Here is a 16,428-nt window from a genome sequence, read left to right as displayed (position 1 = left end):
ATAGCGAATGAGTAACCCCCTGCCCCACGCCCACGCGGCCTTCGAACCCGTGCGCGAACAGGCCATCGATTCCCTCAACCTCAAGGTTCAGGAATATCGTCACCGCGAGACCGGCGCCGTGCACTACCACATGGCCGCCGACAACAGCGAAAATGTGTTCCTGGTGGCCCTGCGCACCGTGCCTGAGGACTCCACCGGTGTCGCCCATATTCTCGAACACACAGCCCTGTGTGGCTCGGAACGCTATCCCGTTCGCGACCCGTTCTTCATGATGCTCAGGCGCTCGCTGAACACCTTTATGAACGCTTTCACCAGTTCAGACTGGACCGCCTACCCCTTTGCAAGCCAGAACCGCAAAGACTTCAACAACCTGCTCGATGTATATCTGGACGCCGTGTTCTTCTCCCGCCTGGACCCACTGGATTTCGCCCAGGAAGGCCACCGGGTAGAGTTTGCCACGCCCGATGACCCGAATACCGAACTGGTTTTCAAAGGCGTTGTTTTCAATGAAATGAAAGGCGCGATGAGTTCCGTGAGCAGCACCCTTTGGCAGCAGTTCTGCCAGCAGCTGTTTCCCTCCAGCACCTATCACTACAACAGCGGCGGAGAACCGGAGAACATTCCCGATCTCAGTTATAAGCAGTTAAAGGCCTTCTACGAGAGCCACTATCACCCTAGCAACGCGATCTTCATGACCTTCGGCGACATACCGGCCGCAGAGCACCAGGCCGTCTTTGAAGAGCGTGCACTGAGTCGCTTCCAGCGCCTCGAACAGCGCATTGAGGTAAAACCAGAGCAGCGCCTCTCCGCTCCTCTGCGGGTGAAGAATAGCTACGCCTTTGACGACAACACCGACACCAGTGCCAAAACACATCTGGTGATGGGCTGGATGCTCGGCGAGAGTAGTGACCTGGAGGCCATGTTGGAGGCGCAGTTGCTCTCCAGCGTGCTGCTGGAGAACAGTGCATCACCGCTGCAGCACGCTCTTGAGACAACTGAGCTGGGCCAGGCACCTTCCCCGCTATGCGGGCTCGAAGAATCCATGCGTGAAATGGTGTTTGTTTGTGGCATTGAAGGAAGCGAAGCTGAACACACCGATGCCTTCGAAGCCATGGTGTTAGCCATTATCGAACAAGTGGCCGCCGAGGGTGTCGCCGCTGAGCGCCTGGAAGCCGTGTTACACCAGCTTGAATTACACCAACGCGAAGTGAGCGGCGATAGTTATCCCTACGGCCTGCACCTGATCTTACAGGCGCTGGGATCCGCCACCCACTACGCCGACCCGATCGCCGCAATGGACCTCGATCCAGTCATCGAATCCCTGCGCAGCAAGATCGAAAACCCCGACTACATCAAAGGCCTTGCCCGCAAACTCTTGCTGGAAAATACCCACCGGGTGACCCTGGTCGTGGAACCCGACAAGGGCCTTTCGGCACGCAAGGTGGAAGAAGAAGCCGCACGCCTGGCAGACATCAAATCTGGTATGAGCGAAGAGCAGAAGGCGGCCACCGTCAAGCTCGCGGCCGATCTGGTGGAGCGCCAGCAGAGTGTCGACGACGAGAGCATCCTGCCCAAGGTCGAACTGGCCGACGTCCCCGCCGCCTTCCCCGACGTGGAGTTCGCGGAGTCGGATCTGCACGGCCTGAATACCACTCGATACGGCCAGGGCACCAATGGCCTGGTCTACCAGCAGTTGGTGCTGGCGCTGCCGGCCCTGAACGAAGAACAGCGCGCTGTTCTGCCGCTGTATACCAGTTTCCTCACTGAGCTCGGGATCGGTGGAACAAGTTATCTCGACACCCAACACCGCCAGTCGTCAGATGTCGGTGCGATAAACGCATTTACCTCCATGCGCGGTGAAGTAGACAACGAACAGGAGGTGAAAGCGCACTTCGTACTCTCCTCCAAAGCACTGCTGCGCAATGCCCGGGCGCAAACAGCGTTGATGCGCGACACCCTGAACACCGCGCGCTTCGACGAGCACGAGAGGCTCCGCGACCTGGTCAGCCAGCAGCGCGCTCGCCGCGAGCAATCGATCACCGGCAATGGCCACGGACTGGCTATGGCCGCGGCCTGTGCCGGCATGAGCCCGCTAGCCAATCTCAATCACGAACTCACCGGACTGGCCGGAATTCGTCGCCTGCGCAAGCTGGATGAAGCACTCAAGGACGAGGGAGAACTGGCAAAGTTCAGCGCCACTTTGGCGTCCATCCACAGCGGTGTACGCGATATGCCAGCCGATCTGCTGCTGGTGGCAGAACCGCAGGAAGTGGAACGTCTGGCTGACGAACTCACCGCCAGCTACGGCCAGCTAGGTCAGGCTGCCAGCGACACCCTCAGCTTCAAAAAACTGCGCGAGCAGCGCAACGAATTCTGGGTGACAAATACCCAGGTCAACTTTTGCGCCCGGGCTTACCCGACAGTGCCTGTCGGCCACGACGATGCAGCTTCGCTTTCAGTACTCGGCGGTTTCCTGCGCAACGGCTATCTGCATCGGACCATTCGCGAACAAGGCGGAGCCTATGGCGGCGGCGCCTCCCAGGACTCAGGTTCCGCAGCGTTCCGTTTCTATTCCTATCGCGATCCACGCCTTGTCGAAACGCTGGACGATTTCGACGCAGCCATCGATTGGCTGCTACAGGGCGGGCATGACGGACGCGCTCTCGAGGAAGCGATCCTCGGCGTGATAGGCAGCCTGGACAAACCCAGCTCCCCGGCGGGAGAGGCCAAACAACACTTCCACAATCGCCTGTTTGGCCGCACCCACGCGCAACGAGAGTTGTTCCGCGAACGTATTCTCGCAGTGAGCATGGACGACTTACTGCGGGTTGGCGAAACCTACTTCAAGCCCGAGCAGGCCAGCACTGCAGTAGTGAGCAATAGCGCACAACTTACACCCACAGAGGAGCTACGGGCGAAGCTGGGCCTGGTCGTTCAGGAACTCTAGTTCGAAGAGGATTGGCGGCGCTCGAGGGCGCCGTCCAGTTTCTCTGACAGGAAAACCACCGAATCGAGATAGCGCCCTAATACGCGGTTGTCACCAAATCCCTCTGGGCGACGATCGCGATTCGCCACGTAGCTCAGGTACTCAAACAGGTGCCTGAACTCCTCTCCCACACCCACATCTGACAGCGGGCTCTCTGCGCTATCCTCGCGCAGGTTCCAATCGCGCTGGACAATGGTCCACGCTCTTGCCGGGATATGTGTCATTGCCTGAGGAAACAGCACAGTCTCTTCCAGCTCTACATGGGAGCGCAATGTCTCGCAGAACTTGCGCCAGCGCACGAGCAGGCGATCTGGCCTGCCCTTGATGCCGGGATCACAGGCGTTTTCTACCTGCTGGAGCAACAGCGCTCCGTGCTTGGCGATCTTGCTGTGTTCGCGCTCTAATGCCTCGAGGCTATGAGCGGATTCAGGATGGAACTTAAGCACCTCCTGAAACACAAATTCTTCCAGCGGATGATGGCAGCGGTCGAGATAATCGGTCATGAAACGCGCCACGTCTGCCAGCAGTAAGTAATCTGATTCTTCGTCAAAACTACCGTCGGCCAGCGACTCCTCGATCATGGCGTAAAGCTGGTAAAAATCATTGTGATCACGGCGGAGTCTTTTGAGTAACAGCGGTTGGTCATCTTCGATATCGCGAATTTCCGGGCGCGGTCGTACGACTTCCTGGCGCCAGTCGGCATAGATGAACTCATGAAACAGACGGTTGCCGAACGCCTGCTCGACCAGCTCAATGCTCCAGCGGGGGAAGTACTTTACTGCGTCAAAAGCCTGCCATTGATCGACCGGCTCCGCCAACCTGTCCGCCACCGCAGTCACAACGGCCTCGTTGAACGCCATGCCTGAGTGGGAGCATACGAGGCGCAGATTCTCGCGAATCGCGGGTGCCTGGGACAACTGGACAATGTAGTCGGGGATACGCGCAGACTGGCTGAACACGACAGCATCAATAGGGCTCCAGATGGCCACCATGGGCAACTCGGGCTGTCGCGCCCCCCAGTGCAGGAAACCCTGTTTACCGGTAATGGAAAAACGGAACCCCGCCTCGGCCTTGCGGCTCGCGATGCGGGTCACAAAACTGTTCTGGTCGTCGCTGATATAGGGATGGATCGTCGGCGACCCCAGGGTGATCACTCGGTCGATTTCGTCAGGGTAGCGCATGGCTGTTTCGCGACTGTACAGCCCCCCCAGGCTCTGACCCACCAACGCCACTTTCGCACCACTGGCGCCACTTATTTTGCGCACCTTTTCGATAATGCGAGCAGTCATCTCCTCCACGTGGGCCTCGCCCGACTCACCCTGAAAACCTCGATTCTGGCCCAGCCCCCAGCAGTGGGCATCAAACCCGGCATCGCGCAGCACGTCGCGCAGCCAGTTCATCGAGTCATCACCCGCCATATACCCCGGCAGCAACATGACCAACTGCCCCTCCCCCCGGGGGATCTTGCGCAGCAGCCGCTTACGGGTCAACCGCGAAAGCGCTATCTCACCCGCGGTGACAGCGATATCGGTTTGCAGCCGCAGGAGATCTTTAATAACGGCCATTGGGGTTACCTCTTCGTTTACAGCGCATAGCGCTCCTGTAATACCTGTTTTAGCACTTTACCCTGGGGGGACATGGGCAACTCATCGGCAAAGCGCACATGGCCCGGCACCTTGTAACCCGCCAGGCGCTCACGGCAATAGTCACGCACTGCCTCTTCACCGAGGTCACTGTCTGCGGCAAGGCATATCACCGCGAGGCCGGTCTGGCCCCAGCGCGTGTCCTCTACGCCAATCACCGCCGCGCGAGCGACCTCAGGATGACTGAGCAGCGCGTTCTCCACTTCTGCGGGATACACGTTTTCACCCCCGGAGATAAACATGTCCTTGTAGCGATCCACGATATAGACAGCACCGGAGATATCCATGCGGCCGGCGTCGCCGGAGCGGAACCAGCCGTTAATAAATGCCTTGTACGTGGCGTCGGGATCATTCCAGTAGCCTGGAGTGACCGCCGCTCCACGAATCTGGACCTCCCCCACCTGATTGGCGGGCAGCTCTTCACCATTCTCATCGCCGATCTGGATCTGGGTATGCATGACCCTGAACCCTGCGGAGCCCAATTTTTTCTCGGCCATAAACGCGGGCAGAAACGCCACCGAAAAGGCTTCGGTCATGCCATAACTCTGGGAGAGACCCACGCCTTTGGCTTGCCAGGTTTCCAGCAATGAACGGGGTACGGGCGCAGCGCCGACACCAGCCACACGCAGGCTGGGAAATTTTGCCGAGGCAAAACCAGGCTGCTCCGCCAGCATCTGGTACTGGATGGGCACGCCCAACATGTGAGTTATCCCCAACTCCGGGTCTTCCAGATAAGCCATCGCCCGGGCGGGATCCCAATTACGCATCATGAAAATCGTGCCGCCATAGTGAAACAGGGGCATCGCAAAGCCATTGAGCCCTGCCACGTGAAACAGAGGGGCAGAGCTGAGCGAGCGAGTGCGAATGTTCACCTCGCCGTGCTGGGCAGCGTGAATAATGGTGTCGCGCACCATATGAAAATTGTGGATAACCCCCTTGGGGTTTCCGGTGGTTCCGGAGGTGTAGATCAGCATCGCTACATCCTCCACCTTGATTGCCTGCTTGTCGAAATCCGGCGTACTGTTGCGAATCAGCGCCTCGTAATCAGATTCTTCAGCACCGCTTCGACGCACAATACGTGGCGTGGAAATGCCCTCTAGTTTTTCTTCGAACTCCTCATCGACAATCAGCAGCGAGGGCTCGCAGTGGCCCAAAATATGCGCCAGTTCCGGTCCGGCCAAGCGCCAGTTGAGCGGTACGAAAATGGCGCCGATTTCCCAGCATGCGAAGAGTATTTCGAAGAAATCTGTGGAGTTGTGGGCCAATACCGCAACCCGGTCGCCCTTGTTGATCTTGAATCGACGGTTCAGTCCGCCGGCGACACGGGTGATGCGATTGTAGAACTCGCGGTAGGTAAATTCACGGCCAGTATCGAGGTCGACCGCCGCGAGATAATCACCGGTATAGGTGGCGTGATAAACCAGCCAATCGACCGAGAAGTCGCCCGCTGTCTCAGCACCCTGCCCTGCCAGCATATCACTCATTATGACCCTCCAATTCGCTAGTCCAGCAGCGCAAGATACTCATCGTAGGATGCCTGCAAACAGTCTACATAATCGCGCGTATCCGCCATGACCGCCTTGTCACAGGTCATCGTTATCGACAGGGTTTCCGGAGTCGAAAACACCGCATGAGTCAGGCCCGTGCGACCGGCCACCGGGACCACCCCCATCAAACCCACCATACGGCCACCGGCAAGATAAATAGGAACAGGGATACCGGGAACGTTAGTAATCAAGGTGTGCATGGGAATGAAATTACTGCGCTCGGCAAGCCAGGCACTGGCGCGGATGAGCGGCGACAACGCCAGGTGAGGCGTGTGCTCCAACACGCCCATCATCGGTCGGGCCGCCCGAATCGACAGTGAATCCTTGCCGGCCTTATTGCTCTCGTGGGTCAGGACCAGGCGCTCTATGGGATCATCGATATTGGTGTAAAGCCTGGACATCAGCGCCGTCACCATGACCTTGGCATTCTCGTCACCTTCACCGCGCACGTCCATCGGCATACCGGCGATCAACGGCTGCGCCGGCACGTCGCCATAGAGTTCCATATAGCGCTGCATAGCACCGGCGATAATCGCGAACACCACATCGTTCAGTGTCGCTCCAGCTGCCAAGCTCCGCATGGCCTTGATATCCGCCAGCGGAAACATGGCTCCATCGATTCGCAAACCTCCGCCACTCCGCTTGGGATTGAACACGGTTTCGGGCAGCAACAAGCCGCCAGAATCGCCGTCGGCAGCAGGGTCTCTATTGGCCGAGCCCTCTCTAACAAGTGCGGGCACAGCCTTGACCATCGCGCGCCCCGCCAGAATCAGTTTACGGAGATTATTCGGGTAGGCCTTAGCCAGTAGCTTAAGCCGTGAAGGCGCTTCTTCACCGCCCCACTCGGCAACTTCGCCAGGCTTGCGCACGCCCTTGGGCTTCATATCGTGAATCGCTTCCTGGATAGCGCGACCAGACGCGCCATCGATGGCTGCGTGGTGCATTTTCAGGAACATGGCGTAGCCATTCTCAGGCAGGCCCTCGACGCCACTAATTCCGGTGATAATGGCGCCGAACCACAGCGGCTTGGCGCGCGGAATATCGCGCGCGAAAAGCGCGGCGACGACTTCCATTAATTGCGCCCAGTCGCCATCACCCTCCAGCTCAATGTGCTCCAGGTGATTGGCCAGATCGAACTCCGCATCATCGACCCAGTAAGGATGATCTACCCCAAACGGGACCGTGACCAATTTACGGCGCAGCACTGGCACCGCGTCAACGCCGGCCCGAAAGCGATTGAAGACCTGTTGGTAGCTGACCTTGCCCCGGGGAGCCGTGGCCGGGTCGTAAAAGTGCAGGCTGGAGACGTCGAGGCTGAAGTTTCCCGCCTCCATGTCAAAGAACATATGTTCAATACTGTTGAGCTGCTCCATGCCAATTCTCCCTCTATTGCGGCGTGGCCGGGCTAAAGCCCTTGGGCAGGCCCGCCTCGGGTGTAAAGCCGTAGAGCTCTACTTCAGGCAGTGCCTGAGCCAGTACCTGACGCGCAGCGAATAGCTTGTCGAAATTAATTCCCGTGCGTAGCCCCATGCTCTCGAGCAGGAACACCAGGTCTTCGGTAACGATATTGCCACTGGCCCCAGGCGCAAAGGGGCAGCCACCGATCCCACCCATGCTCGCATCGATGGTGGTGAGGCCGGCTTCGAGCGCCGCCATAACATTGGCGAAGCCCTGCCCACGCGTGTTGTGTAAATGCACACCGGTGAGCATCTGCGGGCCCAGCAGTTCGTGAATGCGTTTGGTATATGTCGTTACCTGCTTCGGATTGGCAAAGCCCGTGGTATCGGACAGGCCCACCTCGTCACAGCCCGCCTCGGCGAGCTTAACCGCCATCTCCATCACCTTGTCCTCGGGTACCACGCCCTCGAGGGTACAGCCAAAGGCCGTAGACAGACCGCCCTCCAGCTTCGGCCGCTTCGCCGCGGGCAGCGCGTCGATCGCCGCGCGAATACCCCGTACCTCGTCCAACACCTGTTCGTGAGTGCGCTTGAGGTTCTTCAGGCTGTGAGTTTCGCTGACAGACAGGGGAATCGTTACCTTGTCCGGCCCGACTTTCAGGGCATTCTCTGCGCCGCGTAAGTTGGGTACCAATACCGCCACCGCCACCCCCTCTATCGCCTTCGCATGGGTTACCAGCTCTGCAGTATCCGCCAGTTGTGGCAGTACCCTGGGCGGCACAAAGGAGCCGACCTCTATTTCTGGAACACCGGCCGCCGCAAGCGCTGAAATCCAGGCTTTCTTCGCCTCGGTGGGCATGATGGGAGAAATACTCTGGAGGCCATCACGAGGGCCGACCTCGCTGATCTCGATGTCGAAATTAGTCATAACTTGGGACATTTGATATATTGATATATCATATTATCATTTCCACCCCTGCAGTAACAAGGATCACCCCAGCTATGGCAGAACCAGCCCACTCTCCGGCCAAGCCTCTCGCCGGCTTGAAAGTCGCCGAATTCACCCATATGGTCATGGGCCCCACCGCTGGCCTGCTGCTCGCCGACCTCGGTGCCGAAGTGATCAAAATCGAGCCTCTCAAGGGCGACAACACCCGCCGCCTGAAGGGCTCAGGTGGTGGTTACTTCGCCATGTACAACCGCAACAAGTCGAGCCTCTGCCTGGACCTGAAATCCGATGATGGCCTCGCGACCGCCTGCGAGATCGTTGCCAACAGCGACATCATGATCGAGAACTTCCGCCCCGGCGCGATGGATAAACTCGGCCTTGGCTACGACGCCTTAAGCGCGGCGAATCCCGGCTTGATCTACCTCTCCCTGAAAGGTTTTTTGTCCGGGCCCTACGAGCACCGCACAGCACTGGACGAAGTGGCTCAGATGATGGGTGGCCTGGCCTATATGACGGGCCTGCCGGACAAACCCATGCGTGCAGGCAGCTCGGTGATCGACATCACCGGCGGTATGTTTGGTGTTATCGGCATCCTCGCCGCACTCCAGGAGCGCCACACCACAGGCAAGGGCAAGCACATCACCAGCTCACTATTTGAAACAACCGCCTTTATGTGCGGCCAGCACATTGCCCAGCAGGGCGTATTGGGCGAAGAACCCCCGCCCATGACCGTGCGTCGCAGTGCCTGGTCCGTGTATGACATTTTCAGTGCCGGGGACGGTGGCCGGGTCTTCGTCGGCGTGGTCTCCGACAGCCTGTGGAAACGGTTCTGCGAGGAATTCGGTTTTGATGCGTGGGCGGCCGACAGCGAACTGGAGAGCAATAATCAACGGGTGGCGCAGCGCGACACCCTGATTCCCGGCATCCAGGCCAGATTCGAAACGCTGACCAAGGATGAACTCATGGCCAGCCTCGACCGGGCCGGTGTTCCCTTCGCGCCGATCAACAAGCCCATCGACCTGGTGGACGACCCACATATGAATGCCGGGGCGCTGTTGGACGTGACCCTGAACAACGGGGAGACCATTAAATTGCCCGCGCTACCGGTGGAATTTGACGGCGTGAAGGCCGGCATGCACAAGGCCCTGCCCAAACCCGGACAGGGTGCGCGCGAGCACCTGGAGGCGCTGGGAATAGACTCAGCGACTGTCGAGAAGTTGGTCGCCGCTGGCGTAATGATCGCGGACTAGACTGTTCCAGCTGCGGCTAGCAGTACAACCAGGGCCGGCGCTGCTGTCGCTGTTGATGAAACGCCTCAATCACTTCCCAGCGGGTCTGGGTGAGTGCGATTGCATCCAGACCTTCGACCAGCATACGTTTGGCCCCGGCATCAATATCAAAAGCGTAACCGCCCTCTCCCGCGAAAACCGTTTGCGCAGGCAAATCTACCAATACCTGGTTAGCCACGGGATCCTGCTCCACCCACGCCGCGAGATGGGCCACTGACTCCTCATTCAGCACCAGCGGTAAGAGGCCATTGCGGATGCAGTTGTTTGCAAAAATAGCGCCAAAACTCGGGGCGATAATCGCCCGAATACCGTATTCCTTCAGCGCCCACACAGCGTGTTCACGGGACGAGCCACAACCGAAGTTAGGGCCTGACAAAAGAATACTGGTTCCGGCATACTCGGCCTGATTGAGAATGAAATCCGGATTGACCTCTCGGCCACCCACTTCGGTATAACGCCAACCAGCGAACATACCCTCGCCCAAACCCTGCTTGGATACACGCTTCATTTCACGCGAGGGAATAATCGCATCGGTGTCGACATTGCCGCGCAGGATCGGCGCCGTAACGCCGCGGTGCTGGGTAAATTTGTCCATCATCCTGCCAACATCTCCCTCGGGTCAGTAATCACCCCGGTCACCGCTGACGCTGCTACCGTAGCGGGACTGGCGAGATGAGTGCGGGTCTGTGGCCCCTGGCGGGATTCGAAATTCCGATTGGTTGTGCTGACCACGCGCTGCTGGAAACCAAAGTGTTCGCCACCGGCGAAAAAGCACATGGAACAACCCGAGGCGCGCCACTCAAAACCAGCATCGCGAAAGACCTTGTCCAGGCCCTCGGCCTCTGCGGCGGCTTTCACCAGCATGGAGCCCGGTACGCAGATTGCGCGTATACCCTCTTTTACCTTGCGCCCTGCAAGCACCTGCGCCGCGAGGCGTAAATCACTGATGCGTGCATTGGTACAAGAACCAATGAAGGCACAATCGATGGCCTGCCCGGCGATAGCATCACCCGCTTGCAAGGCCATATAGTCCAGCGCCTTGCGCCGGCTGGCGCTATCAACCGGGTCATCTGTTTCAGCGGCAGGCACTGCGGCGGAAATATCACCCGAGTGCTGAGGGCTGGTTCCCCAGGTCACTTGCGGCTCAAGCGTTGAGCAATCAATAACTATTTCACTATCAAATTCAGCCGTGTCGTCACTGTGCAGGCCGGCCCAGTATTCACAGGCAGCGTCCCAGAATTCACCCGAGGGAGAATAGGGACGCCCTTCGAGATAGGCGATAGTTTTTTCGTCCGGGGCGATGATGCCGGTAAATGCAGAAAACTCCACTGCCATATTGCACAGCGTCATGCGCCCTTCCATGGAAAGCGCGGCCACGGCTTCACCAGCAAACTCCACGGCATGGCCACTACCACCACTGGCTCCATGGCTGGCGATTAAACGCAAAATCATGTCCTTGGCGGTCACACCGACCGGCAATGTACCCTCAAAGCGCACACGCATGCTGCTGGGTTTCTTCACTCGCAGCGTCTTGGTGACCAGTGCATGCTCGGCCTCACTGGACCCTATGCCCCAGGCCAATGCGCCGAGCGCACCTTGAGTGCAGGTGTGGCTATCCGGGCAGACCAGTGTGGCTCCGGGCTGAACAATGCCCTGCTCCGGCGACACGACATGCACTATCCCCTGCCGCGGGTCATCCAGATCGAACAGGGTCAGGCCTGCCGCCTGGGCGCCCTCGCGGGTGGCGACGATAAAATCGCGCCCGCTGGGCATGGTGGTATCGTCGCTGCGCTCGGGATAGGTATCGACAATATGATCCATGCAGCAAAACACCTGCTGGGGATAAAACACCTCGCGCGCATCGGTCTGCAGGCTCGAAAGTGCTATTGAACCGGTACGCTCGTGCAAGAATACGCGGTCAATATAGATTAGATCGGTGCCATCGGGCTGGGTCTCTACCAGATGTTCCTGCCAGAGCTTGTCGAATAGAGTTGCAGCCATTGCGATACGTGGTTGTTCCTTGGAAGTGGGCTTGCTGGGATCCATCGGCTGCCACCGGCGTGATTGGGAGAGCACCAGCAATTGTTATATTAATATAGCATTATATCTAAAACAGCGAAACGCCTCGCGATCGACGCTAGCACTCTCCCCTGCCGCAGCCTAGACTGGACGGACACTCGCTGGGAGCAACCCCCGACATGGAAATGGACCGGCTCAAAGCCTTCACCCTGACTTTCTTTGAAATCAGTGCCCTGCTAATTGCCTTCAGCGTACTCGTGCTGATCCTGGCAGTGATCTACATGTACATCGTCGATGTCACCCAGCGGCAACAAACTATTCGGCGCAACTACCCGGTGATCGGTCGCTTCCGCTATTTCTTCGAACACCTCGGAGAGTTTTTCCGGCAGTACTTCTTTGCTCTGGATAGAGAGGAACTGCCGTTCAATAGAGCACAACGCAGCTGGGTGTACCGCGCAGCCAAGAACCTGGACTCAACCGTGGCTTTCGGCTCCACCCACCCTCTCAACCAGCCGGGGGATTTTCTGTTTCTCAACGGATTATTTCCGCCGCTGGAAGAAGAGATCAAATCGCGCAGCGAAATTGTTTTTGGCGAGGGGCAGGCTCGCAACCCCTATCGAACTCGCTCGTTCTTCAATATTTCCGCCATGAGTTTTGGCGCACTGTCAGCGCCGGCCATTCGTGCGTTATCAGCTGGCGCCGCCGAGGCAGGCATCTGGCTGAACACGGGAGAAGGCGCGATATCGACGTTCCACCTCGAAGGAGGCTGCGACATTGTGTTTCAGATCGGCACAGCCAAGTACGGCGTTCGCGATGAGCAGGGTAAGCTCGATGACGAGAAGTTGCGCGCTATCGCTGCACACCCGCAAGTGAAATTATTTGAAATAAAATTGTCGCAAGGCGCCAAGCCCGGCAAGGGAGGCATTCTCCCCGGTGCCAAGGTCACCGATGTCATCGCCACCACCCGGGGCATTCCAGCGGGCGAAGACTCGCTGAGCCCGAACCGCCACCCGGACATCAACTCTATCGACGAATTACTGGACATGGTGCACCGAGTGCGCGATGTCACCGGCAAACCAACAGGGTTCAAAGCTGTGATTGGCCAGGCGGCCTGGCTCGACGAACTCTGTCAGCGCATTCAGGCGCGGGGAATGGAGTACGCTCCCGACTTTATCACTGTAGACAGTGCCGACGGTGGTACTGGCGCAGCACCGCAAAGCCTGATCGACTATATGGGCCTGCCGCTGCGCCGCAGCCTGCCATTGGTCGTCGACAAGCTGGTGGCGTACGGTCTGCGCCAGCGAGTGCGGGTTATAGCCTCGGGCAAGATGGTGAATCCGTCAGGGGTTGCCGCGGCTTTATGCCTTGGAGCCGACACGGTGAATTCAGCACGCGGCTTTATGTTTTCGCTAGGCTGCATTCAGGCTCTGCAGTGCAACAAAAATACCTGCCCCACGGGGATCACTACTCACGATGAAGACCTTCAAAAAGGGCTGGACCCAGCCAATAAAGCCCGCAGGGTCGCCAGCTATGCACAGAATTTGATGCACGAGGTGGAGATCATCTCGCACTCCTGCGGCGTTGCAGAACCGGCTGAACTCGACCGCAGCCACGCTCAGGTGATTGACGAAATGGGGATGCCGCAGCCGCTGGAAGAACTCTATCCTATCGCCCAGCCGCTGCCACAGTACCAGCGTGCGGACGCAAGCTGACTAGAGCCGCCAGACAGGAATATTCAGCTGGTCCAGCACGGCCCGATCGAGCCGCGACTTGACGTCGATCACGATACCGCCCGGTGACAATAGCTCGGCGATGGCCTGTTCTCCCAGGCACATATATTCGGCGTGGGGCACTGCCAGAACGAGAGCGTCTGCCGGGGGCAGATCTTGCCAGGAAGATAGCTCAATACCGTATTCAGCCTGCGCCTCGGAGGCGTCTGCAAGTGCATCGTGCACCAGCACCTGGCATTGGTAATCGCGCAGTTCCGCGACAATATCCGCTACCTTGGAATTGCGAATATCCGGGCAGTTCTCTTTGAAAGCCAAGCCGAGCACAACGATGCGCGCAGTATCCGGAGACCGCCCCTGACGCAGCAGCTGCTTCACGGTCTGTTCCGCTACAAATTTTGCCATATCGTCGTTGGTCTGACGCCCAGCGAGAATCACCTGCGGATGATGACCGACCGCCTCCGCTTTGTAGGTGAGATAGTAAGGATCGACGCCTATGCAGTGGCCGCCCACCAGTCCGGGGCGGAAAGGGAGAAAGTTCCACTTGGTTCCAGCAGCTTCGAGGACATCCTGAGTGTCAATTTCAAGGCGATTAAAAATTAGCGCGAGCTCGTTCATGAGAGCAATGTTGAGGTCACGCTGGCTGTTCTCGATCACTTTGGCAGCCTCGCCCACTTTGATACTTGGCGCACGGTGAACCCCTGCGCTGACCACCTGCTCATAAAACCGGGCAATATTTTCCAGCGTGTCTGGCGTATCGCCAGCGACAACTTTCACCACGGTCTCAAGCCGGTTCTCGGTATCACCCGGGTTGATACGCTCTGGCGAATAGCCCACATGGAATGCGTCGCCACTGGCCTCCTCCCGGCCTGCCCAGACCATACCCGATGACTTCTCCAGCAGCGGTACGCAGTATTCCTCGGTACAGCCCGGATACACGGTGGATTCAAACACAACCGTGGCGCCCGCGGACATATGCAGGCCGACAGTGACGCAGGCGCCATGCAAAGGTTTGAGATCGGGCCGCCGGGCATCGTCGATGGGTGTAGGTACCGCCACCAGGATAATGTCCGCCTCGGCAAGGCTCGCCGGATCACTAGTGAGCTCGAGTTGAGATGCTGCCGCAAGCTCCTCCGGTGTGACGCTGCCGTTGGGGTCTTCCCCCGCGCGGTATCGCGCCAGCCGCGACTCATTCAAATCGAAACCGATGGTTCGCATGTGCCGGCCGAAAGCCACCGCCACCGGCAGGCCAACATAGCCCAGCCCTAAAACTGCTGCCGTTTTATACATTATTGTCTCAAAATCTGGAGGGTGCCCTACGGGGCACTGACGCTGTAAGTTTGCCCAAGCCGGGAAAGCTTGGCAAAGGGATAAATTCAATAATGCTAATCGACCGCGAAGTCGTCGGGCTCGCCCCCTGCCCGCAGCAGTTCCTCACCAAGCAGGGGTACGGCATCCACCAGGGCCTGAAGATCTGCTTCCGCGGTACGATGATTTGCAATACAGACGCGGATAGCGGTGGTGCCGTGAAGCTCGGTAAACGAGGGCACGGCAATGCCCCTGCACTGTAGTTCCACCACAAGATGACGATTGAGGCGATTGAGCTGCTCTTCGCTAACACCACTGGCCACATAGCGAAAACAGACAATATTCAGGGAGACCGGTGCGAGCAACTCAAGCTGCGGATGCTCATCTACCGTGCGACCCAACCAGGCCGCCTGTTCACAGTTGCGTTCGATTGCCAGACCGAGGCGTTCACTGCCCATCTCTCTGAGCAGCATCCACGGGCCCAGCGCAGCGAAGCCGCGCGAGAGATCTATACCAAAATCATTCGGCCAGGGTGCACCGCCCGCTACACCTCTTTGCTCTCCTCGCAAATAGGAATGTGCAGTGGCAAACGTGGCGAGGTGTTCTTCCCTGTCGCGCACCAGCAGACAGGCAGAGGAATAGGTCACATGCATCCACTTGTGAAAATCGAAGGCGAGAGAGTCGGCTTTTTCAATACCCGCGAGGCGCGGCCGCAACGTTTCGCTCAGGCTTATCAGGGCGCCGAAGGCGCCATCCACATGATGCCAGCAGCGATACTGTTCGCAGATCGCATTCACTTGTTGCAAGTCGTCGATCGCCCCAGTATTCACACTGCCCACCGAGCTGATCACTGCGAAAGGCTGCAGGCCAGCTTCAACATCGGCGGCGATCTGGTCGGCGAGCGCGCTGCAATCAATACTGAAGTCGTCTAACACAGGAACCGGCCTCAGCGCATCACTCCCGAGCCCCATCAATTCCACAGCCTTGCTGACTGACACATGGGCCTGAGCTGAGCAGTAGGCCACCAGGGGCGACTGCGAGTTGCCCTGCTGACGCGACGCCGCTCCGAGCGCGCGATGACGCGCCACTGCGAGGCCGTACAAGGTAGCCGTGGAAGTACCGGTGCAAATGAGCCCGCCGGCATCGAGAGGAAAGTCAAAAAGCTCGCACATCCAGCGAATGAGCTGGCGCTCGATATAAATGGGACTGTGGTCCCTGCCGCCGAGATTGGCATTGATCGCGCCTGTGAGAAGCTGAGATACGATCCCGCTGGGTGTGCCAGAACCGTTGACCCACCCCCAGAACCGAGGATGGGTATTGCCCAATGTGTGCGGCAGGACTCGGCGCTCTACCTCACCGACCACCTCCTGCAGCGATTCGCCCCCGCGCGGCAAGGGCTCATCGACCGTACGGGCATGTTCAGGAAGCGGTGTCCAGACAGCGCGCTCAGCCCTGTCTCGGGAAAAATCCAACGCGACATCCAATGCCCGGTGCGCTTCCTTTCGAAACGCATCCCAGTCCGCTGGCTCTAGCAGCGATTTCTCACTGTCGCCCACTGAACAG

11 protein-coding genes are annotated in these 16,428 nt (G+C 58.6%); 3 read left to right on the top strand and 8 right to left on the bottom strand.

From position 1 onward, the window contains the following. Positions 1-7 precede the first annotated feature (7 nt). A complete protein-coding gene (locus EY643_RS07295) occupies positions 8-2,947 on the top strand; it encodes an insulinase family protein (RefSeq protein ID WP_152661580.1) in 2,940 nt (979 codons plus the stop codon). Here the strand turns inward: EY643_RS07295 and EY643_RS07290 are convergent. The 4 genes from EY643_RS07290 to EY643_RS07275 are packed head-to-tail and all read right to left on the bottom strand — an operon-like array spanning position 2,944 to position 8,501. Then, positions 2,944-4,551, bottom strand: a complete 1,608-nt coding sequence (locus EY643_RS07290) for an alpha/beta fold hydrolase (protein WP_152661579.1) — start codon at positions 4,549-4,551, stop codon at positions 2,944-2,946. The genes EY643_RS07295 and EY643_RS07290 overlap by 4 nt on opposite strands. Positions 4,552-4,568: 17 nt before the next feature. After that, on the bottom strand, positions 4,569-6,113 hold the full coding sequence (locus EY643_RS07285; protein WP_152661578.1) for an AMP-binding protein: 1,545 nt from the start codon (positions 6,111-6,113) through the stop codon (positions 4,569-4,571). Positions 6,114-6,130: 17 nt separating this feature from the next. Continuing rightward, positions 6,131-7,549: a wax ester/triacylglycerol synthase domain-containing protein gene (locus EY643_RS07280; protein WP_152661577.1), complete on the bottom strand. Its 1,419-nt coding sequence runs from the start codon at positions 7,547-7,549 to the stop codon at positions 6,131-6,133. A gap of 13 nt (positions 7,550-7,562) precedes the next feature. Beyond that, on the bottom strand, positions 7,563-8,501 hold the full coding sequence (locus tag EY643_RS07275) for a hydroxymethylglutaryl-CoA lyase (protein ID WP_152661576.1): 939 nt from the start codon (positions 8,499-8,501) through the stop codon (positions 7,563-7,565). 74 nt (positions 8,502-8,575) lie between these two features. On the opposite strand from EY643_RS07275, the gene EY643_RS07270 reads away from it, so the two are divergent. Next, on the top strand, positions 8,576-9,772 hold the full coding sequence (locus EY643_RS07270; protein WP_152661575.1) for a CaiB/BaiF CoA transferase family protein: 1,197 nt from the start codon (positions 8,576-8,578) through the stop codon (positions 9,770-9,772). A gap of 16 nt (positions 9,773-9,788) precedes the next feature. Here EY643_RS07270 and leuD read toward each other — a convergent pair whose 3' ends face one another. Both leuD and EY643_RS07260 read right to left on the bottom strand, forming a co-directional pair. Beyond that, positions 9,789-10,409 (bottom strand): 3-isopropylmalate dehydratase small subunit, encoded by a 621-nt coding sequence (leuD, locus tag EY643_RS07265; protein WP_240732852.1) that lies wholly within the window; start codon positions 10,407-10,409, stop codon positions 9,789-9,791. Beyond that, entirely contained in the window at positions 10,406-11,857 is a 1,452-nt protein-coding gene (locus tag EY643_RS07260; protein WP_240732851.1) for a 3-isopropylmalate dehydratase large subunit, read from the bottom strand. Before EY643_RS07260 ends, leuD begins: the two co-directional genes overlap by 4 nt. Positions 11,858-12,009: 152 nt before the next feature. On the opposite strand from EY643_RS07260, the gene EY643_RS07255 reads away from it, so the two are divergent. After that, positions 12,010-13,542, top strand: coding sequence for an FMN-binding glutamate synthase family protein (locus EY643_RS07255; protein WP_205743171.1), 1,533 nt, complete (start codon positions 12,010-12,012; stop codon positions 13,540-13,542). Here the strand turns inward: EY643_RS07255 and EY643_RS07250 are convergent, their stop codons facing one another. Together EY643_RS07250 and EY643_RS07245 are read right to left on the bottom strand one after the other, a co-directional pair. Next, positions 13,543-14,847, bottom strand: a complete 1,305-nt coding sequence (locus tag EY643_RS07250) for a nucleotide sugar dehydrogenase (protein WP_152661574.1) — start codon at positions 14,845-14,847, stop codon at positions 13,543-13,545. 95 nt (positions 14,848-14,942) lie between these two features. Beyond that, positions 14,943-16,421, bottom strand: a complete 1,479-nt coding sequence (locus tag EY643_RS07245; RefSeq protein ID WP_152661573.1) for a pyridoxal phosphate-dependent decarboxylase family protein — start codon at positions 16,419-16,421, stop codon at positions 14,943-14,945. Positions 16,422-16,428 lie beyond the last annotated feature (7 nt).

The sequence above is a fragment of the Halioglobus maricola genome (assembly GCF_009388985.1).
Taxonomy (GTDB): domain Bacteria; phylum Pseudomonadota; class Gammaproteobacteria; order Pseudomonadales; family Halieaceae; genus Halioglobus; species Halioglobus maricola.
Note: the sequence above shows the minus strand (reverse complement) of the source record. Positions and strands in the feature narration are given on the sequence as shown.